Annotated in this window: 30 protein-coding genes; 23 read left to right on the forward strand and 7 right to left on the reverse strand. The window is 54.8% G+C overall.

Annotated features, from left to right (window positions below):
• The first annotated feature begins 33 nt into the window (after positions 1–33).
• The 8 genes from ACR0I0_RS18890 (at position 34) to ACR0I0_RS18925 (ending at position 4,961) form a co-directional block, all read left to right on the forward strand.
• Complete coding sequence (locus ACR0I0_RS18890; RefSeq protein ID WP_480492521.1) at positions 34–516, forward strand: hypothetical protein; 483 nt, start codon at positions 34–36, stop codon at positions 514–516.
• A complete protein-coding gene (locus ACR0I0_RS18895) occupies positions 513–905 on the forward strand; it encodes a hypothetical protein (protein ID WP_480492522.1) in 393 nt (130 codons plus the stop codon). The genes ACR0I0_RS18890 and ACR0I0_RS18895 overlap by 4 nt, the downstream gene beginning before the upstream one ends.
• A 556-nt stretch (positions 906–1,461) precedes the next feature.
• Entirely contained in the window at positions 1,462–2,304 is an 843-nt protein-coding gene (gene rplB, locus ACR0I0_RS18900) for a 50S ribosomal protein L2 (RefSeq protein ID WP_170356688.1), read from the forward strand.
• Positions 2,305–2,307: 3 nt separating this feature from the next.
• Positions 2,308–2,586 (forward strand): 30S ribosomal protein S19, encoded by a 279-nt coding sequence (gene rpsS, locus ACR0I0_RS18905; protein WP_068348022.1) that lies wholly within the window; start codon positions 2,308–2,310, stop codon positions 2,584–2,586.
• A gap of 3 nt (positions 2,587–2,589) precedes the next feature.
• Positions 2,590–2,970 carry a 50S ribosomal protein L22 gene (gene rplV / locus ACR0I0_RS18910; protein WP_039538267.1) on the forward strand — a complete coding sequence of 127 codons (381 nt, stop codon included), beginning with the start codon at positions 2,590–2,592 and terminating at the stop codon, positions 2,968–2,970.
• On the forward strand, positions 2,970–3,680 hold the full coding sequence (rpsC, locus tag ACR0I0_RS18915; RefSeq protein WP_171638079.1) for a 30S ribosomal protein S3: 711 nt from the start codon (positions 2,970–2,972) through the stop codon (positions 3,678–3,680). Before rplV ends, rpsC begins: the two co-directional genes overlap by 1 nt.
• A 12-nt stretch (positions 3,681–3,692) precedes the next feature.
• Positions 3,693–4,106 (forward strand): 50S ribosomal protein L16, encoded by a 414-nt coding sequence (rplP, locus tag ACR0I0_RS18920; protein ID WP_117872242.1) that lies wholly within the window; start codon positions 3,693–3,695, stop codon positions 4,104–4,106.
• 234 nt (positions 4,107–4,340) lie between these two features.
• The gene (locus tag ACR0I0_RS18925; protein ID WP_171725088.1) at positions 4,341–4,961 is read left to right on the forward strand and encodes a 2OG-Fe(II) oxygenase family protein; all 621 of its coding nucleotides are present in this window, start codon (positions 4,341–4,343) and stop codon (positions 4,959–4,961) included.
• Between the two features lie 77 nt (positions 4,962–5,038).
• Here ACR0I0_RS18925 and ACR0I0_RS18930 read toward each other — a convergent pair whose 3' ends face one another.
• Complete coding sequence (locus ACR0I0_RS18930) at positions 5,039–5,482, reverse strand: GFA family protein (protein ID WP_209835310.1); 444 nt, start codon at positions 5,480–5,482, stop codon at positions 5,039–5,041.
• 339 nt (positions 5,483–5,821) lie between these two features.
• On the opposite strand from ACR0I0_RS18930, the gene rpmC reads away from it, so the two are divergent.
• The 11 genes from rpmC (at position 5,822) to rpmD (ending at position 10,104) form a co-directional block, all read left to right on the forward strand.
• On the forward strand, positions 5,822–6,028 hold the full coding sequence (gene rpmC, locus ACR0I0_RS18935) for a 50S ribosomal protein L29 (RefSeq protein ID WP_010437082.1): 207 nt from the start codon (positions 5,822–5,824) through the stop codon (positions 6,026–6,028).
• Between the two features lie 4 nt (positions 6,029–6,032).
• Positions 6,033–6,263: a 30S ribosomal protein S17 gene (gene rpsQ, locus ACR0I0_RS18940; protein WP_171638085.1), complete on the forward strand. Its 231-nt coding sequence runs from the start codon at positions 6,033–6,035 to the stop codon at positions 6,261–6,263.
• 75 nt (positions 6,264–6,338) lie between these two features.
• Entirely contained in the window at positions 6,339–6,707 is a 369-nt protein-coding gene (rplN, locus tag ACR0I0_RS18945) for a 50S ribosomal protein L14 (RefSeq protein ID WP_008757934.1), read from the forward strand.
• 2 nt (positions 6,708–6,709) lie between these two features.
• Positions 6,710–7,021 (forward strand): 50S ribosomal protein L24, encoded by a 312-nt coding sequence (gene rplX / locus ACR0I0_RS18950; RefSeq protein WP_152459159.1) that lies wholly within the window; start codon positions 6,710–6,712, stop codon positions 7,019–7,021.
• Positions 7,014–7,574: a 50S ribosomal protein L5 gene (rplE, locus tag ACR0I0_RS18955; RefSeq protein WP_171638087.1), complete on the forward strand. Its 561-nt coding sequence runs from the start codon at positions 7,014–7,016 to the stop codon at positions 7,572–7,574. Before rplX ends, rplE begins: the two co-directional genes overlap by 8 nt.
• 19 nt (positions 7,575–7,593) lie before the next feature.
• The gene (rpsN, locus tag ACR0I0_RS18960) at positions 7,594–7,899 is read left to right on the forward strand and encodes a 30S ribosomal protein S14 (RefSeq protein WP_010437098.1); all 306 of its coding nucleotides are present in this window, start codon (positions 7,594–7,596) and stop codon (positions 7,897–7,899) included.
• Between the two features lie 13 nt (positions 7,900–7,912).
• The gene (gene rpsH / locus ACR0I0_RS18965) at positions 7,913–8,305 is read left to right on the forward strand and encodes a 30S ribosomal protein S8 (RefSeq protein ID WP_068340741.1); all 393 of its coding nucleotides are present in this window, start codon (positions 7,913–7,915) and stop codon (positions 8,303–8,305) included.
• Between the two features lie 11 nt (positions 8,306–8,316).
• Entirely contained in the window at positions 8,317–8,850 is a 534-nt protein-coding gene (gene rplF / locus ACR0I0_RS18970) for a 50S ribosomal protein L6 (RefSeq protein ID WP_152459161.1), read from the forward strand.
• Positions 8,851–8,861: 11 nt separating this feature from the next.
• The gene (rplR, locus tag ACR0I0_RS18975) at positions 8,862–9,221 is read left to right on the forward strand and encodes a 50S ribosomal protein L18 (RefSeq protein ID WP_058283506.1); all 360 of its coding nucleotides are present in this window, start codon (positions 8,862–8,864) and stop codon (positions 9,219–9,221) included.
• Between the two features lie 115 nt (positions 9,222–9,336).
• Positions 9,337–9,903: a 30S ribosomal protein S5 gene (gene rpsE / locus ACR0I0_RS18980; protein ID WP_170328768.1), complete on the forward strand. Its 567-nt coding sequence runs from the start codon at positions 9,337–9,339 to the stop codon at positions 9,901–9,903.
• Between the two features lie 12 nt (positions 9,904–9,915).
• Positions 9,916–10,104 carry a 50S ribosomal protein L30 gene (gene rpmD / locus ACR0I0_RS18985; RefSeq protein ID WP_050605831.1) on the forward strand — a complete coding sequence of 63 codons (189 nt, stop codon included), beginning with the start codon at positions 9,916–9,918 and terminating at the stop codon, positions 10,102–10,104.
• Between the two features lie 100 nt (positions 10,105–10,204).
• On the opposite strand, the gene ACR0I0_RS18990 is transcribed toward rpmD, so the two are convergent.
• Positions 10,205–10,636 (reverse strand): MarR family winged helix-turn-helix transcriptional regulator, encoded by a 432-nt coding sequence (locus tag ACR0I0_RS18990; RefSeq protein WP_171638089.1) that lies wholly within the window; start codon positions 10,634–10,636, stop codon positions 10,205–10,207.
• A 77-nt stretch (positions 10,637–10,713) separates the two neighbouring features.
• On the opposite strand from ACR0I0_RS18990, the gene ACR0I0_RS18995 reads away from it, so the two are divergent.
• The 3 genes from ACR0I0_RS18995 to ACR0I0_RS19005 all read left to right on the forward strand — a co-directional run bounded on the left by ACR0I0_RS18995 (position 10,714) and on the right by ACR0I0_RS19005 (position 11,943).
• On the forward strand, positions 10,714–11,082 hold the full coding sequence (locus tag ACR0I0_RS18995) for an antibiotic biosynthesis monooxygenase family protein (protein ID WP_171725091.1): 369 nt from the start codon (positions 10,714–10,716) through the stop codon (positions 11,080–11,082).
• A 21-nt stretch (positions 11,083–11,103) separates the two neighbouring features.
• A complete protein-coding gene (locus tag ACR0I0_RS19000; RefSeq protein WP_171725092.1) occupies positions 11,104–11,565 on the forward strand; it encodes a hypothetical protein in 462 nt (153 codons plus the stop codon).
• 165 nt (positions 11,566–11,730) lie between these two features.
• Entirely contained in the window at positions 11,731–11,943 is a 213-nt protein-coding gene (locus ACR0I0_RS19005) for a DUF1127 domain-containing protein (protein ID WP_171638095.1), read from the forward strand.
• Positions 11,944–12,579: 636 nt separating this feature from the next.
• Here ACR0I0_RS19005 and ACR0I0_RS19010 read toward each other — a convergent pair.
• Entirely contained in the window at positions 12,580–12,903 is a 324-nt protein-coding gene (locus tag ACR0I0_RS19010) for a hypothetical protein (protein ID WP_480492523.1), read from the reverse strand.
• A gap of 359 nt (positions 12,904–13,262) precedes the next feature.
• Here ACR0I0_RS19010 and ACR0I0_RS19015 point away from each other — a divergent pair, with 359 nt between their 5' ends.
• Entirely contained in the window at positions 13,263–14,816 is a 1,554-nt protein-coding gene (locus tag ACR0I0_RS19015) for an RNA-directed DNA polymerase (protein ID WP_171725093.1), read from the forward strand.
• Between the two features lie 77 nt (positions 14,817–14,893).
• Here ACR0I0_RS19015 and ACR0I0_RS19020 read toward each other — a convergent pair whose 3' ends face one another.
• The 4 genes from ACR0I0_RS19020 to rpsJ are packed head-to-tail and all read right to left on the reverse strand — an operon-like array spanning position 14,894 to position 16,856.
• A complete protein-coding gene (locus ACR0I0_RS19020) occupies positions 14,894–15,190 on the reverse strand; it encodes a 50S ribosomal protein L23 (RefSeq protein WP_170347256.1) in 297 nt (98 codons plus the stop codon).
• A complete protein-coding gene (gene rplD / locus ACR0I0_RS19025) occupies positions 15,187–15,804 on the reverse strand; it encodes a 50S ribosomal protein L4 (protein ID WP_171638100.1) in 618 nt (205 codons plus the stop codon). Before rplD ends, ACR0I0_RS19020 begins: the two co-directional genes overlap by 4 nt.
• Positions 15,801–16,526, reverse strand: a complete 726-nt coding sequence (gene rplC, locus ACR0I0_RS19030) for a 50S ribosomal protein L3 (RefSeq protein ID WP_480492524.1) — start codon at positions 16,524–16,526, stop codon at positions 15,801–15,803. Before rplC ends, rplD begins: the two co-directional genes overlap by 4 nt.
• A 15-nt stretch (positions 16,527–16,541) precedes the next feature.
• Complete coding sequence (gene rpsJ, locus ACR0I0_RS19035) at positions 16,542–16,856, reverse strand: 30S ribosomal protein S10 (protein ID WP_008756422.1); 315 nt, start codon at positions 16,854–16,856, stop codon at positions 16,542–16,544.
• Positions 16,857–18,041: the final 1,185 nt, after the last annotated feature.

An 18,041-nucleotide genomic window follows, 5' to 3' on the forward strand; every position in this document is an offset into this window, starting at 1 on the left:
GCGCGATGCGTTAGTCAAAATTGCAAACGTATTGTGTCCGAAATTTTCAAGAAAGACTTTCTGAGTTACACAAAAGCGATTGGCAGCATAGGCGGATTTCTTGCTGTCGTTTTTGTGGTTGTGCAGATCAGCAAGGGACAAACATGGGTAGATAGCAACAGCGGGCTGCTGCTGACTCATGGGGCATATTTGTTCTTATTACTTTTGGTTGGTTGGCTCATAATTAGCTGGCAGCCCGAGGATTACCTCGCTTCTCCTAAAGTACGCATTGTAAGAGACGATGGGATACTAATCGTTGAGAAAAGTCCGTGGCTTGGTATTGGCGTCGGAACAGCGATCTACTTGATGGAAGATGACTTCGAAAAGCTAATATGCGGGGCTGAAGTCATAAACATACAATCCAATGAACTCGTTCAATTGAAAACCGCTGCAATTGACGGTGATCATTCCGAATATCTTGCGGTTTTGAAGGCTTCAAAGGACGATATCCTAGTAAAACCAGGGCTATACCGATGAACGACAACAAATACGAAGCTCTACCAAGAGTCGTGCAAGTCATAGATGAGTATACACTTGTGATTAACTCTGGCGAAGCAGCTGGAGTTTCCAACGGTGATCGCTTCCTAGTTTTTCGTGTTGGAGAGAATGTCATAGACCCTAAAACGGGCGAAGATCTTGGAGTTCTGGAAACCGTAGTGGGGAAAGCTCGTGTTACGCATTTGCAAGAAAGGATATCCACAATCTCCAGCGATCAACGTGAAAACTCGCCGGGCCGCAAAGTGATAACGCGCAGGACAGGGGGCATTGCAGTACTTGGTGCCAGCGTGGAGGAGGTTGAAGAAAACCCAAAAGAGGATTGGATGCCATTGAAGGCCGAAGTTGGTGATCTAGCGAAGCCAATATAGAAAGCGTATCTTGATGAATCGACGATTACGGTCACTCGGTCGGATGCTTCCCCAAGCCCGCTCATGAATGCGGCCGCCAAGCAGCAGCGGCTCAACATAAAATACATTGGACTAATTGCAGGGGCAGCACTTTGCCAGATCGGTTTCCGCGAAACCTTCCGGCCCGACAATAATTAGCCCGGTCACCGAGCCTTCCGATCGAGGCTCACTGCACCAAAATCCACAGGAAACGATTTCAACCTTTTCTGTCAGGTCCTGTTCCCGCTCTGTGAGTTCCAGCAACAGTTCGTGCTTTTCTGGGTTTAACATCCCGGCCGTAAACCACGACGCGTTTGGCCAGGGTGCGGTTTTCACGGCCACAGAAGAAGTTTGACACTCTCTCTTGTCACCCGGCCCCAACACTGCTAAACGCACCCAATCTTGCGGCCTCGGATTCGTTCCGGGGCCTTAGATATTTTGAACCGGGGACCTTCGGGGCCCTATACCCTTGGCACCTACGGGGGCCTCTCACATAGCGGGGAACCCCCTCGCACTTGCTAAACGGAAGACAGAAAGCATGGCACTCAAGTCGTACAAGCCGACGACGCCGGGCCAGCGCGGGCTGGTGCTGATCGACCGTTCGGAGCTTTGGAAAGGACGTCCGGTCAAGTCTCTCACTGAGGGTTTGACCAAATCGGGCGGCCGGAACAACACCGGACGGATCACTTCACGCCGCCGCGGCGGTGGCGCAAAGCGTCTCTACCGGATCGTTGACTTCAAACGGAACAAATTTGATGTCGCGGCAACCGTCGAGCGGATCGAATACGACCCGAACCGGACCGCATTCATCGCATTGGTAAAATACGAAGACGGCGAGCAGGCCTATATCCTGGCTCCGCAGCGTCTGGCTGTTGGTGACAAGGTCATCGCGTCGGCAAAAGCTGACATCAAGCCGGGCAACGCAATGCCGTTCTCGGGCATGCCGATCGGTACCATTGTCCACAACATCGAGATGAAGCCTGGCAAAGGCGGTCAGATCGCACGTGCGGCAGGTACATACGCTCAGTTCGTTGGTCGCGATGGCGGCTACGCTCAGATCCGTCTGAGCTCGGGCGAGCTGCGCATGGTCCGTCAGGAATGCATGGCCACCGTTGGTGCCGTGTCCAACCCCGACAACTCGAACCAGAACCTCGGTAAAGCCGGTCGTATGCGCCACAAAGGCGTACGTCCGTCGGTTCGTGGTGTTGCAATGAACCCGATCGATCACCCGCACGGTGGTGGTGAAGGTCGTACCTCGGGTGGCCGTACACCGGTTACACCGTGGGGTAAGGACACCAAGGGTAAGCGTACCCGCAACAAGAACAAAGCGTCCCAGAAGCTGATCATCCGCTCGCGGCACGCCAAGAAGAAGGGACGTTAATCTATGTCTCGCTCTGTTTGGAAGGGTCCTTTCGTCGATGCTTATGTGCTTAAAAAAGCCGAAGCAGCGCGCGAGTCGGGCCGCAACGAAGTCATCAAGATCTGGTCGCGTCGTTCCACCATTCTGCCCCAGTTCGTGGGTCTGACCTTTGGTGTGTACAATGGCCAGAAGCATATCCCGGTAAACGTCACGGAAGACATGATTGGTCAGAAGTTCGGTGAGTACTCGCCGACCCGGACCTATTATGGTCACGCCGCAGACAAAAAAGCGAAGCGGAAGTAAGTCATGGGCAAGGAAAAGAACCCCCGCCGCGTGGCTGAAAACGAAGCAATGGCGAAAACCCGCATGCTTCGCACCAGCCCGCAGAAACTGAACCTGGTTGCGCAAATGATCCGCGGCAAGAAAGTCGAGAAGGCTCTGACCGACCTGACTTTCTCGAACAAGCGTGTCGCGCAGGACGTCAAAAAGTGCCTGCAGTCCGCAATCGCGAATGCCGAAAACAACCACAACCTGGACGTTGACGAGCTGATCGTCGCCGAAGCATGGGTTGGCAAGAACCTGGTCATGAAGCGCGGTCGCCCGCGTGCCCGTGGCCGTTTCGGCAAGATCATGAAGCCGTTCTCGGAGATCACCATCAAGGTGCGTCAAGTTGAGGAGCAAGCCTAATGGGACATAAAGTCAATCCGATCGGCATGCGCCTGCAGGTCAACCGCACCTGGGACAGCCGCTGGTACGCTGACACCAAGGATTACGGTGATCTTCTGCTGGAAGACATCAAGATCCGTGAGTTCATCCAGAAAGAGTGCAAGCAGGCCGGTGTTGCACGTGTGATCATCGAACGTCCGCACAAGAAGTGCCGCGTCACGATCCACACCGCACGTCCGGGTGTCATCATCGGCAAGAAAGGTGCAGACATCGAAGTTCTGCGCAAGAAGCTGGCCCAGATGACCGACAGCGAACTGCACCTGAACATCGTCGAAGTGCGCAAGCCCGAGCTTGACGCGCAGCTGGTTGCCGAGTCGATCGCTCAGCAGCTGGAACGTCGTGTTTCGTTCCGTCGCGCAATGAAGCGCTCGGTTCAGAACGCCATGCGCATGGGTGCCCTGGGTATCCGGGTGAACGTCGCTGGCCGTCTGGGCGGCGCCGAAATCGCACGGACCGAATGGTACCGCGAAGGCCGCGTGCCTCTGCACACCCTGCGTGCCGACATCGATTACGCACATGCCGAAGCGATGACCCCCTACGGGATCATCGGGATCAAGGTCTGGATCTTCAAAGGTGAGATCATGGAGCACGATCCGCAGGCACGTGACCGTAAAGCACAGGAACTCCAGGACGGCCCTGCACCTCGTGGTGCTGGTGGCGGTCGTCGCTAAGGAGGGAAAGATATGCTTCAACCAAAGCGTACTAAATTCCGCAAGATGCACAAAGGCCGGATCAAGGGCGAAGCCAAGGGCGGCTCTGATCTGAACTTTGGCACCTACGGTCTGAAAGCCCTGCAGCCCGAGCGCGTCACCGCACGCCAGATCGAAGCTGCACGTCGTGCCATGACCCGTCACATGAAACGTCAGGGTCGTGTCTGGATCCGTATCTTCCCCGACACTCCGGTCACTGCAAAGCCGATCGAAGTTCGTATGGGTAAAGGTAAGGGTTCGGTGGACCGCTGGGTTTGCAAGGTCAAGCCCGGTCGCGTGATGTTCGAAATCGACGGCGTCAATGACGACATCGCCCGCGAGGCCCTGCGCCTGGCCGCGATGAAGCTGCCGATCAAGACCCGCGTCGTGGTTCGCGAAGACTGGTAAGCGATCCGGGGGTTTCCCCGTTCGTGATATATTTGACCCCCGTCGGGAAACCGGCGGGGGTTATCATTTGGGGGCGCTGCCCCCGCCGCGGCAAGCCGCGACTCCCCCGGGATATTTATGGCCAGATGAAGCAGGGGATCCGGATTTCATCTGGCAAAAAATATCCCGGAGCGCGAGGCAGAGCCTCGCAAAAGAGCCATCGCAATCGCGGTGAAGCTGGGTTAAGAGGGCGCTATGGCACAGATTGAATCACTCTTCGTAACCCGTCTCTACCGCGCTGCATTGTCTGAGTTTGATCCCAGGATCGACCCGGAAGAACTGGAAAACTCGTGCCTTGTCATTGCCGCGGACGATGAGGCCGGGCAGGATTGGTGTGAGGAAAACGGCTATCCCGGTTATACCAGTTATGCCTCGCTGACTGATCTGCCATGGCGGTTCCCGATCTTTGCCGATTTGGTCAAAGTGCTGGATCAGCATGTGGCGGCCTTCGCCAAGGATCTGGAATTCGATCTGGGCGAGGGAGAGTTGAAGCTCGAGGACCTCTGGATCAATATCCTGCCCGAGGGCGGCATGCACTCCAGCCACCTGCACCCGCACAGCGTGATCTCGGGCACGACGTACGTGTCGATGCCCGAGGGGGCAAGTGCGCTGAAGCTGGAAGACCCCCGCTCGGGCCGTATGATGGCGGCCCCAACGCGGATCAAAGGTGGGCGGCGCGATTTGCAGCCCTTTATCTATATGAAGCCTCAGGTCGGCGACGTGCTGCTGTGGGAAAGCTGGCTACGCCACGAGGTGCCGATGAACATGGCCGAGGAAGAGCGGATATCGGTCAGTTTCAACTATCGGTGGGACTGAACGCTCCCACCGAATACCGGCATCTTGAATGTCAGCGAACACCGTTGGTACTTCGCTCAGAATGAGCTTACGCCCTGTCAGCTGGCAGGTGAAGGCCAAGCAAATTCTGGACGAAGCGCTTCATATACCGGTCGTCCGTCATCAGGCTTGGGGTACCCTTTGCTGTCATCATAAAACGCGTGGTAAGTCGCTGCCGGAAACTGGCTGTCATCATACCCCATCACGTTGGGTACAGCCACGCGTATGCGCTTTTGCTTATCATCAAGCATCAGCGCGGCCCCGCACTCTGAACATGTGCAAAGCTCTAAAGGGCCATCGGGATTGTTGGCGTTGAATGGTTGACGGTTCATCTTATCTTCGGGGTCTGCTGACAGGTCTGAGTAGTTAAAAAACGCAACATGGGTTGTGTGCTGTCCGGTCACGGACTTACAGACATCACAATGGCATTCATGGTTGTCTATCGGTTCTGCCGCTGCGACTATCTTGACGTGTTCACATCCTCCTGAATAAGGACTGGTCATTTTCTTACCTCCTCTGTGAACTTCAGGCTTTTGGGCCTTCTCTATTGGGCGCCGAACGCGGCCTGTTGGCAATACAGACCTTGGCCTGAGTTTGGAGGAGGAATACTTCGCGGAACCTTTGTGGTTGGCCACCCGCTCAGCGACCGGGAGCAACTTATTCCCTTGGCGTAAAGAAGACGTCAAACTTACCCTTGCCACCCACCCCCTAAACCCTTATACGACGGCATCCTGCAAGTCCCCCGGCCGAGTCGGGGGGTTCGTATGTCTATCATTCATCCACCAGGTCCAAGGTGACCCTGCAAGGGGGCCTTCTGGTGTTTTGAGCAAAGGAAAAAGGCGATGAACGCCCAAGAACTGCGTGACAAGACCCCGGACCAGCTCCGCGAGGAACTGGCCAACCTGAAGAAAGAAAGCTTTAACCTGCGCTTTCAACAGGCAACCGGTCAGCTGGAAAATACAGCTGGTATCAAAGCGGCCCGCCGCAATGCTGCCCGCGTCAAAACCATTCTGAACGAAAAGGCCGCTGCCGCGGCATCGGAGGAGTAATCCTATGCCCAAGCGTATCCTGTCCGGAGTAGTAACCAGCGACGCCAACGAGCAGACCGTGACTGTTTCGGTTGAACGCCGTTTCAAGCACCCGCTGCTGCAAAAAACCGTTCGTAAGTCCAAGAAATACCGGGCTCATGACGAAAAGAACGCCTTCAAGGTCGGCGACACTGTACGCATCATCGAATGCGCGCCGAAATCGAAGACGAAACGTTGGGAAGTTCTGGAGGCGTAAGCCCCCAGACCTTTCCATTTGTCGAAACCCTGGGGGAATTAACAAGACCAGCCCCCACAGGTCGGGAGAAACCACATGATCCAGATGCAGACCAATCTGGATGTCGCTGACAACTCCGGCGCACGCCGAGTTCAGTGCATCAAGGTCCTGGGTGGTTCCAAGCGTAAATACGCCTCCGTCGGCGACATCATTGTCGTCTCGGTGAAGGAAGCCATCCCACGCGGCCGCGTAAAGAAAGGTGACGTCCGCAAGGCCGTCGTCGTGCGCACCGCCAAAGAAGTCCGTCGCGAAGACGGCACCGCGATCCGTTTTGATCGCAACGCCGCCGTCATCCTGAACAACAACAACGAGCCAGTCGGTACCCGTATCTTTGGCCCCGTTGTTCGCGAACTGCGCGGCAAGAACTTCATGAAAATCATCTCGCTGGCTCCGGAGGTGCTGTAATCATGGCTGCTAAACTCCGCAAAGGCGACAAGGTCGTCGTGCTGGCCGGCAAGGACAAGGGCAAAGAGGGAACCATTTCCTCGGTTGACCCCAAGGCCGGTAAAGCTGTTGTCGATGGCATCAACATCGCCATCCGCCACACCCGTCAGTCGCAGAACTCGCAAGGTGGTCGCCTGCCTCAGGCAAACCCGATCGACCTGTCGAACCTGGCACTGCTGGACAAGAACGGCAAAGCAACCCGCGTTGGCTTCCGCATGGAAGGTGACAAGAAGGTGCGCTTCGCCAAGACCACAGGGGACGTGATCGATGCTTGATTCCGCAACCTACACCCCGCGTCTGAAAGCTCAGTACGTCGAAACCATCCGTGCCGCTCTGAAAGAAGAGTTCGGTTACAAGAACGACATGCAGCTGCCCAAGCTGGATAAGATCGTTCTGAACATCGGTTGTGGTGCCGAGGCCGTCAAAGACTCGAAGAAAGCAAAAGCTGCGGTCGAGGATCTGACTGCGATTGCCGGTCAAAAGGCCGTTGCAACCAAGGCGAAGAAGTCGATCGCCGGTTTCCGCGTCCGTGAAGACATGCCGCTGGGTGCGAAAGTGACCCTGCGCGGTGACCGGATGTACGAATTCCTGGATCGTCTGATCACCATCGCGCTGCCGCGCGTTCGTGACTTCCGCGGTGTAAAGCCTTCTTTCGATGGTCAGGGCAACTTTGCCATGGGCATGAAAGAGCACATCGTGTTCCCGGAAATCGATTTCGACAAGGTCGACGAGGTCTGGGGCTTGGATATCGTAATTGCCACCACAGCGAAAACCGACGCTGAAGCAAAGGCACTGTTGAAAGCGTTCAACATGCCGTTCAACGCATAAGCGCCGGGAGGATTGAGACATGGCTAAAAAAGCAATGATCGAACGCGAAAAGAAGCGCGAACGCCTGGTGGCCAAATATGCCGCAAAGCGTGCCGAGCTGAAAGAAATCGCGAATGACGAGAGCAAGCCGATGGAAGAGCGCTTCAAGGCGCGTCTGAAACTGGCGAAACTGCCGCGCAACAGCTCGGCCACTCGTCTGCACAACCGCTGTCAGCTGACAGGTCGTCCCCACGCTTACTACCGTAAGCTGAAGGTCAGCCGTATCGCGCTGCGCGAGCTGGGTTCTGCTGGTCAGATCCCCGGCATGGTGAAATCGAGCTGGTAAGGGAGACATAGATATGAATGATCCTATCGGCGATATGCTCACCCGTATCCGCAACGCGCAAATGCGCGGCAAGTCCACCGTTTCCACCCCGGCTTCCAAGCTGCGCGGTTGGGTTCTGGACGTGCTGGCGGACGAAGGCTACATCCGTGGCTATGAAAAGACGACCGGTGAAAACGGTCATCCGGCCATCGAAATCAGCCTGAAGTACTACGAAGGCACCCCTGTTATTCGCGAACTGAAGCGGGTCTCGAAGCCCGGCCGTCGCGTATACATGGGCGTCAATGACATCCCGCAGGTCCGTCAGGGACTGGGTGTGTCGATTGTCAGCACTCCGAAAGGTGTGATGTCGGACGCAAACGCTCGCTCCAACAATGTTGGCGGCGAAGTGCTCTGCACCGTCTTCTAAGGAGGTCTGCAATGTCTCGTATTGGTAAAAAGCCGGTCGAGCTGCCCAGCGGCGTTACTGCCACTGTGTCGGGTCAGACCATCGAAGTGAAAGGTCCGAAAGGCACCCGCAGCTTTACCGCCACCGACGACGTAACGTTGTCGGTTGAAGACAACGTGGTCAAGATCGACCCCCGCGGCATGTCCAAACGTGCCCGCCAGCAGTGGGGCATGAGCCGCACCATGGTTGCCAACCTGGTAACCGGTGTGACGACCGGCTTCAAAAAAGAGCTGGAGATCCAGGGTGTTGGTTACCGGGCTCAGATGCAGGGCAACACCCTGAAGCTGAACCTGGGCTACAGCCATGATGTTGATTTTACTGCTCCGGAAGGTGTCACCATCACCGCCCCGAAGCAGACCGAGATCGTTGTGGAAGGTATCGACCAGCAGTTGGTGGGCGAAACCGCGGCCAAAATCCGCGAGTGGCGCCGCCCCGAGCCTTACAAAGGCAAAGGCATCCGCTACAAGGGCGAGTTCATCTTCCGCAAGGAAGGCAAGAAGAAGTAAGGACGAACACAATGGCAAACAGCAAAAGAACCCTGTTTCTGAAGCGCCGCCTGCGCGTTCGGAACAAACTTCGCAAGGTCAACGCGGGTCGTCCGCGTTTGTCCGTACACCGTTCGAACAAGAACATCTCTGTTCAGCTGATCGACGACGTGCGTGGCGTGACCCTGGCCTCGGCCTCGACCCTGGAAAAAGATCTGGGTGTAGTTGGCAAGAACAACGTCGAAGCGGCCACCAAAGTGGGCGCGGCCATCGCCGAGCGTGCCAAGAAGGCAGGCGTCGAAGAGGCCTATTTCGATCGTGGCGGCTTCCTGTTCCACGGCAAAGTGAAGGCTCTGGCCGACGCTGCGCGTGAAGGCGGCCTGAAGATCTAAGACTTGCGGGCAGCTTTGCGGCTGCCCCGATGATCCGGGGGCCTCGGCAACAGTCGGGGCTCACTTGGATTGAAGAAACGGCGCCGTATGCGCCACATGAGAAAAGGGATGCCAAATGGCAGAACGTGAAAACCGTCGGGGCCGTGGCCGCGACCGTGAAGAAGCACCGGAATTTGCAGATCGTCTGGTTGCGATCAACCGCGTGTCGAAAACCGTAAAAGGTGGTAAGCGCTTTGGCTTCGCCGCTCTGGTGGTTGTCGGCGATCAGAAAGGCCGCGTCGGCTTTGGCAAAGGTAAAGCGAAAGAAGTACCTGAAGCCATCCGTAAGGCGACCGAGCAAGCCAAGCGTCAGATGATCCGCGTGCAACTGCGCGAAGGTCGGACCCTGCACCACGACATCGAGGGCCGTCACGGCGCTGGTAAAGTGGTAATGCGCACCGCGCCTGAAGGTACTGGTATCATCGCCGGTGGTCCGATGCGTGCTGTGTTCGAAATGCTGGGTGTCAAGGACGTTGTGTCCAAATCGCTGGGCTCGCAGAACCCGTACAACATGATCCGCGCCACCATCAACGGCCTGCAGAAAGAGCAGAGCCCGCGTTCGGTTGCCGCACGTCGTGGTAAAAAAGTTGCCGACATCCTGCCCAAGCGGGACGAAGCACCGGCTGCTGAAGCCGAAGCGTAAGGAGAGCGACCCATGGCAAAAACCATCGTCGTCAAGCAGATCGGTTCTCCGATCCGCCGCCCCGCCGAACAGCGCGCAACCCTGATCGGCCTGGGCCTGAACAAGATGCACAAAACCCGTGAGCTGGAAGATACCCCTTCGGTCCGCGGCATGATCCGCAAGATCCCGCATCTGGTAGAGATCGTCGAAGAGCGCGGCTAATCCCGCAGCTTTGAAGACTTAGAAACGCCTCCGACCTCGGTCGGGGGTGTTTTTGTTTAATGGCTTGCCTGCCGGTGCCGTAAACTGATCCTCTTTCAATTCACCTTGAGCGCATGCCGCCTATGACTCGACGCATGTAGTTCATGAATTGTGTGCGCTCAGGGTCATTCAAGACCTGTAATGCATCGGCATTCACGTTCTGAGCTGCCTCGTAGGCGCTGCTGCGAAGTGCTGCGGCCTTCTCGGTCAACCAAATCAATTGAGCCCTAGCGTCAGCAGGGTTTTTCGTTCTTTTGATCAAGCCATCACGTTCCATACGGTTGAGCGTGTTGGCCAATGTCGCCTGTTCGACGTCAATTTTGGTCAGCAGATCCTTTTGCGTCACACCGTCTTTGAGCCAGAGTTCCAGCAAGATTGGGAATTGTCCGACGACGATGCCAAAGGGCGCAATGCGTTGCTGCAACTCCTTTGCGAACAATCGTGCCATGTGATTAACCAGATACCCGGCCGAGTTTTCTTTTTCGAAGTCCATGTCCTAGATTTACACTTGAATAGCATGCTATGCAATTTTATATAGCTTGCTATACTTCAGAATCGAAGGGAATCGAATTGGCTCGTATCAAAGAGTTGGACACGATCGTCACGCTGGCAGATCAGATGCAGACCGAGGAAGGACCGGTGGTGCTGATCAACCTGTTTACGGTGGACGCCGAAGACGAAAAGGCGCTGCTTCGGGCATGGGCGCATGATGTGGATTTCATGAAATCGCAACCGGGATATATCTCGACCCAGCTCCATCAGGGTATCGCGGGCAGTTCGACCTTTGTGAACTACGCGATCTGGCGGAACGTGCAAAGCTTTCGCGACGCATTCACTCATCCCGAGTTCCAGCGTCGGATCGCGGACTATCCAGCAAACGCAGTGGCCAGGCCACATCTTCTTCGCAAGCTCGCAGTCGAAAACCACTGCGTCGCCTGACCCTCATTTGGGAGTAGCAACATGTTAAGAACCATCCACCCCATCGCCGGAGTAGTAGGCTTTCTTACGATCCTCGTATTCTGGACATCCACTTTGTACAGTGAGTTATTTGCAAACCATGCGACCATCGCGGCAGTAAAGTCCATGATCGTCAGCGGGCTCTTTGTTCTGGTGCCTGCAATGGTGATTGTCGGTGCATCCGGGGCGACACTTGGGCGTCGTCGAAAAGATGCCCCTACGCTCACCAAAAAGAAACGGATGCCGATCATTGCTATGAACGGTCTCATCGTCCTTGTTCCAGCCGCCGTCTACCTGAGCGCAAAGGCAAACGCGGGCTCGTTTGATACCAGCTTCTATATTGTACAGATCATCGAACTGATTGCCGGGGCGACCAATCTGACACTGATGGGGCTGAGCATACGTGATGGTCGGGCGATGGCCGCCCGCAATAAAACGCGCGAAAGAAATGAAAGCGGCGTGTGATTGACGTGGCCCACGACATGTATAGCCATTCAACAGATGCATATCGGCTAGACCAAAATCTGCGTTGTTAGCGATAGCAAACGCTCCTATCTCTGCCTTGTCCAATGAAGGAACTCAAAAGGAAACGTCAGGGAATACGCCCTGATACGAGAAAGGAATACAGAGATGACAACTGCAACACTGACCCATACCGGCTTCAACTTCGGCACCCGGATCGCTGACATGGTCACACGGATCAAAACAGCCCGTGCACGTGCTGCTGAGTATCAGCGCACCTATACCGAGTTGCAGCGCCTGACCAACCGCGAACTGGATGACATCGGCATCCGCCGCTGCGACATTGCAGATATTGCGCACAAGCATGTTTACTGCTCGTGATCGCGGATATCCCAGTGCAAGACACAAAGGCGCCGCACGGCGCCTTTTCTGTTTCCGGGAGAAGCCCGCAGAACGGCCACAGAGCACCTGAACGCCCCCTCATTCCGCCGAAGTACGCTACCCCTACTGTGTGACGCTAATATCGGGTCCATGCCCCCTGCTGGATGTCGGGGACTATGGCACCATCTCAAAGCTCGTGACTCGACCGAACATGGCAAGGCCGCAATATGCGTGTGCGCTCTGCTGACGCGCCGGAGGCCACCAGACCCTATGGTCGCCTGCGGCAGCTGCTGGCGCATGACGCGGGCCGAAACGTCTTGAAACACACGGTGTCCGGATTGGCATTCCACACTTGAACAGGTTGATCGGGTGGTTTGTCATCTGCACCTTTATCTTCTGCAACGCGCAGTCCTGGTCGCAGTGATCCACGAACCGACGGGCCACGTGCGTTAAGCTGAGCAGGCAATGCCCTTGCGGACGATTCTCGATGTAACAGGCAGCTCAAAAGGGGACGTGGCCGGTGCATGAAACCTGGAGATACGCAGGCGCAGATCTGCCGTTGCGTGTTCCAACAACGTGCCAGACGTCTGGGCGACCCGGACGAATCGGTCTTTCAGACCGCATGGCGACCCATCGTCAAAGAAACCGTATCCACATCGGCACGGTCCTATTTAAGGCCATCGGAAACGGACAACGGCCCCATCTTTTTATCGGCAACCTGAAAACGGGCTCGGCGCTGACACCGCGCATTTGTTTCCAACGCCAGACGGCGCAGAATTTCGGGGCTGAAATGAAATCGGCGCCGACGGGTGAAGCCGCCGGGGCCGTGATCAGCCGCTCATGTTGGGTCAAAAAACCGGTGCTCAGAACGATTTCATTGCTCTTTTTCAGCACTGCATCTGACGTCCAGCCGTCCTTGCAGCGATCAAAAATAACGCGCTTATACGACTTGAGTGCCATGCTTTCTGTCTTCCGTTTAGCAAGTGCAGGGAGTTTCCCTGCTATGTGAGAGGCCCCCGTAGGTGCCAAGGGTATAGGGCCCCGAAGGTCCCCGGTTCAAAATATCTAAGGCCCCGGAACGAATCCGAGGCCGCAAGATTGGGTGCGGTTAGCAGGGTTGGGGGTGTCTATAGGGGCATTGAAATTTCGAGCAACGCCCAAAAAACGCGATTTTCTCTTCATGCAAAGTCTAACTGCGTCAAAATCGGCATTGTTTAAATCTCAGTTTGCAAATGCGTCAAATTCTCTCAATTTGAGACTGATAAGTTGCGCAGCAATTTTGCTTGAGACTACATGCAAGCCAGCTTGGAGTTGTGTTCATGAAGTTAGATGCAAGTATTTTTGAGTGTTCGATAGATCACATCATCCAGTTTGGTGACACCGACATCTTTCCTTTTCCGTTCGAACTAAAATTTCTTGAGCAAAACAAAGGTAAAGTCGTTGAGGAACTGTCAAAACTGGAACTGAGTGGCTACCACCCCATGAGCTTAGTCGAAGCTTTGGTCCCCAAGTCCAAGTTTGGCTTTCGCGTTGCGCATCAGCCCTTCCCAATTGATACTGTGATTTACACCGCTTTAGTCCTTAAGGTGTTTGACTCGGTCGAAGCAGGACGTGATCCATTCGATAACAACCGAGCATTTTCTTATCGAAAGACGCCTGGTTTAGATCCAGTTTTTTTCCGATCAGACAGGAGCTACAGGCATTGGTTAGGCCATATTCGGGTTCAAGTGTTTCGGCATGGCCATAGCCACGTTATTAGAACTGATATTTCCGACTACTATTCAAGGATTTACCGGCACCGCCTAGAAAACATATTGGATAGCCTGTCAGGCGAGACCAAAATCGTTAAGAAAATTGAACACTTCATCGCTGATTGGAGAAGTAACCAATCGTTCGGCCTACCGGTCGGAAGTAACGCTTCAAGACTGTTGGCTGAAGCTGCCCTAAACGATACCGATATGGGTTTGATTTCTGAAGGATACGATTTCACCCGTTATGTCGATGACATGCTCATTTTCATTAAGGAAGGCCAAGATCCTTACGCAGCACTTGGGTACTTGGCTAAGCACCTAAATGAAAACGAAGGACTAGCCCTCAACAATCAGAAGACAAAGATTCTTAGCTGGGATGAGTTTATTGCCTCTAGTGGCGCTCCGGATGCAGGGGATGACGAAGCAAAGGAAGAGTTCGCCACAGAAAAACTGTTTTGGGCGGCCTATGGACAGGACGAGCTAGATCAAGAAGCTCTAGATGCGCTTATGCTCAAAGACCTCAGGCAAGAGCTGGAAGAGCTACTTGATGAACCGTATTGGGATATGGGACAGATACGCATCGTGTTACATGCGATGCGTCTCGTCAAAAACACCGACGTTGCACAATACATAAGAGAGAACCTTTCAAAGTTGGTCCCGTTTGCTAAAGACGTTTGCCTTCTTATCGAGGAATTCATCAAATCGGATATCGCTGGCTTTGACGATATGGGTGCAGAGATTACTGAGCTGCTACTTTCGCCGAGAATGCAACCGCTAGAGTGCGCGCGCGTTTGGTTTCTTGAACTTGGTGTTCGCCAGCTAGTTTCGTTTGACAACGCACAAATACGTCGACTGGACGCTTTGTCTGGCACACTAGATGTCAGACAACTCCATTTGATCCGCTGGCGGTCAAACGACCTGAACTTCTTTCGTTCACGAAAAACACGAGTCCACGAAATTCAATCATGGGCGCAACCAAGCTTTATTTTCGGTGCTCGCTGCCTGCCTAGGGATGAATATCAGCATTGGATTAGGGGTATTAAGAGTCGTTTGCAATTTCCCCTATGCAAAGAGTTCGCTGACTGGTGCGTATGTACGCACGGAACAGACCCGCTCGCATAACACTGCGAATGCGGATAGCCCAACAAAAAACCCCCGCTTTCGCGGGGGCCTTTATCTCTCTCCAAAGACGTATCCGATCAGAGACCGGTGGTCACGTCGATGGTGTTACCCTCTTCCAGGGTCACATAGGCCTTCTTGACGTCTTTCCGACGGCCCAGCTGGCCGCGGAACCGCTTGACCTTGCCCTTGGTCACGGTGGTGTTCACAGCTTTGACCTTCACACCAAACAGCGCCTCAACGGCCTCTTTGATCTGCGGCTTGTTGCTGTCGATCGCCACTTCAAAGACAACCGCGCCGTTTTCGGACGCCATGGTCGACTTTTCGGTGATGATCGGCTTGCGGATCACGTCGTAGTGTTCTGCCTTCGCGCTCATTTCAGACGAGCCTCCAGTGCTTCGACAGCCGCTTTGGTGAGCACCAGGGTGTCACGCTTGAGGATGTCATAAACGTTTGCACCCATCGACGGCAGGATATCCAGACCTTCGATGTTGCGCGACGCCTTCAGGAAACCTTCGTTCACGGTCGCGCCGTCGATGACCAGAGCGCGTTTCCAGCCCAGGTTTGCAACCTGTTTGGCCAGAGCGGCGGTCTTGCCTTCGGCTTCGGCGTTCTCGATCACAACCAGTTCACCTGCTTTGGCTTTGGCCGACAGAGCGTGGCGCAGGCCAAGCTTGCGGAACTTCTTCGGCAGGTCGTGGCCGTGCGAACGCGGGGTCGGGCCCTTGTAGATACCACCCTTGCGGAAGATCGGCGCGTTACGGTCACCATGGCGTGCGCCACCGGTGCCCTTCTGGCGATAGATCTTCTTGGTCGAGTAGCTGGTTTCCGAGCGGGTCTTGACCTTGTGGGTGCCGGCTTGCGCGTTGTTGCGCTGCCAACGGACCACACGGTGCAGGATGTCCGCGCGCGGCTCGAGGCCGAACAGGTCTGCATCCAGCTCGATGTCGCCGGCCTTGCCGCCGTCCAGTTTGATTACATCAAGTTTCATGCTTCACCACCTTCCGCGGATACTTCTTCCGCAGGTGCTTCGGTTGCAGCCGATTTCACAGCAGCCGGGAAAGGCAGGCCTTCCGGTGCTTTCTTCTTCACGGCGTCCTTGACGGTGACCCAGCCCGATTTCGGTCCGGGAACGGCGCCTTTGATGAAGACCAGACCACGGTCGGCGTCGGTTTTGACAACCTCGAGGTTCTGGGTGGTAACACGGGCAGCACCCATGTGACCGGCCATCTTCTTGCCTTTGAACACCTTGCCCGGGTCCTGACACTGACCGGTCGAACCGTGCGAACGGTGGCTGATCGAAACACCGTGCGAGGCGCGCAGACCACCGAAGTTGTGGCGCTTCATTGCACCGGCAAAGCCTTTACCGATCGAGGTACCCGAAACGTCAACCTTCTGACCAGCCAGGAAGTGTTCTGCCGAGATTTCGGCGCCCACTTCGATCAGGCCATCTTCGGAGACGCGGAACTCAGCCAGCTTACGCTTGGGCTCGACCTTGGCAGCGGCATAGTGACCGCGCATGGCTTTCGACGTGCGTTTTGCCTTGGCAGCACCGGCGCCCAGCTGAACGGCGGTGTAGCCGTCTTTGTCAGCGGTCCGCTGTGCAACGACCTGCAGGTTGTCCAGGTGAAGAACGGTCACAGGGATCTGCTTGCCGTCTTCCATGAACAGGCGGGTCATGCCAACTTTTTTTGCGATAATACCAGAGCGCATTCTCATACCCTCCGATTACGACTGCAACTTGATCTCGACGTCCACACCAGCAGCGAGGTCGAGCTTCATCAGCGCGTCAACGGTCTGGGGGGTCGGATCAACGATGTCGAGCAGACGCTTGTGCGTACGGATCTCGAACTGGTCGCGGGATTTCTTGTCAACGTGAGGGCCACGGAGAACCGTGAACTTCTCAATCTTGTTCGGCAGCGGGATCGGGCCGCGCACGTTCGCGCCGGTCCGCTTGGCAGTGTTGACGATCTCTTGCGTGCTGGCATCCAGAACGCGATAGTCAAATGCCTTCAGCCGAATACGGATGTTTTGGCTTTGCATATTAACAGCCTTTTATTCAGGCGTTGGAGTTGAGAGGAGGACAGACGCGCATCGCCAACCCTCATCGAACCCAAAAGGCGGGAATCACCCCGCCTTGATGTTCTTATGGAGAACTCGCGCGTAGTAGTGGGGTTGAGGGGGTTTGGCAAGGGGGAAATGGAACGCTCACCTGCTTATCAGAGCATAGCAGCGGCCTCATCTGGTGAGCATATCTTCAAGTGCTCAAATCCGAGCTTTCCTGAGAGCTTTTTGTCGAAGTTCTTGTCACTTGTAACGAATACATCTCGCTTGTGGTGTTCATGCGCCCAGATCATTTGTCTATCACACCAAGCATTGCGCCATTTCTTACGATACTTGTTCAACATATCATCAGAACATGGAGACACCCTTTCAATGTACTCCGACGACTTGAAATCGATATTTGCGAACAGTGCATTGTGAAACTGTCGCTCCCTTTCAAGCATATCTGCACCAACAATTAGCGCGTGGTCAAAATAGCTTATGTCAAAGTACGCCATGCCCAAAATGTGCGGTATATCGTTGAAGCCTAACCTACCCAACCTCTCCTCAAACTCTCTATATGAATTCAAGTAGGAGTCGCCCTCTTGTTTTTCCGAGGCACTAACGGCGACAAAAGCTGCTTCACAACGCCGTATTCTATGGGCTGTAACTATTGCCAATACCGAAAGACTACCGGCTCGGCACAAATCCAAAATCGATCCACGAGTGGTGTCACGGCATACCTAAGGATTCTCTCGGACAGAAACAAAAAAGCCAAAGTAATATAATTGCTCCAAACGGGTTGATAAAAAGAGCTGCCACTTGCCAAAGCAGTCGATCTTGCCCCCGCCTCTCTGCCATATCACCAACCAACGCAAACAATTGCCAGATTAGCCAGAGAATGAGAGCAAGGAATAGGAGAGCGAATATTGCTTCCATCGTGTAACTTTTGTCTGCTCATTCGTACCAATGTTTTTGACATTTGAATTTTCATCATGCAACTCATCCGATACTTATATCTAACTACAATTTAGTTGACGCGTGCACGAGTTCGTTCAGATTTGTGGATCTAAAGTAACCTCATCTCAGACCGGAAAACAAAAAAAGGCCGCCCCGGTGTGGAGCGGCCTTCTTTAGTTCGACGGTGTGGGCTCTCATTGCTCTTTCAGAGCAACTGCCGCCCAC

Source organism: Ruegeria sp. AG6 (assembly GCF_056541565.1).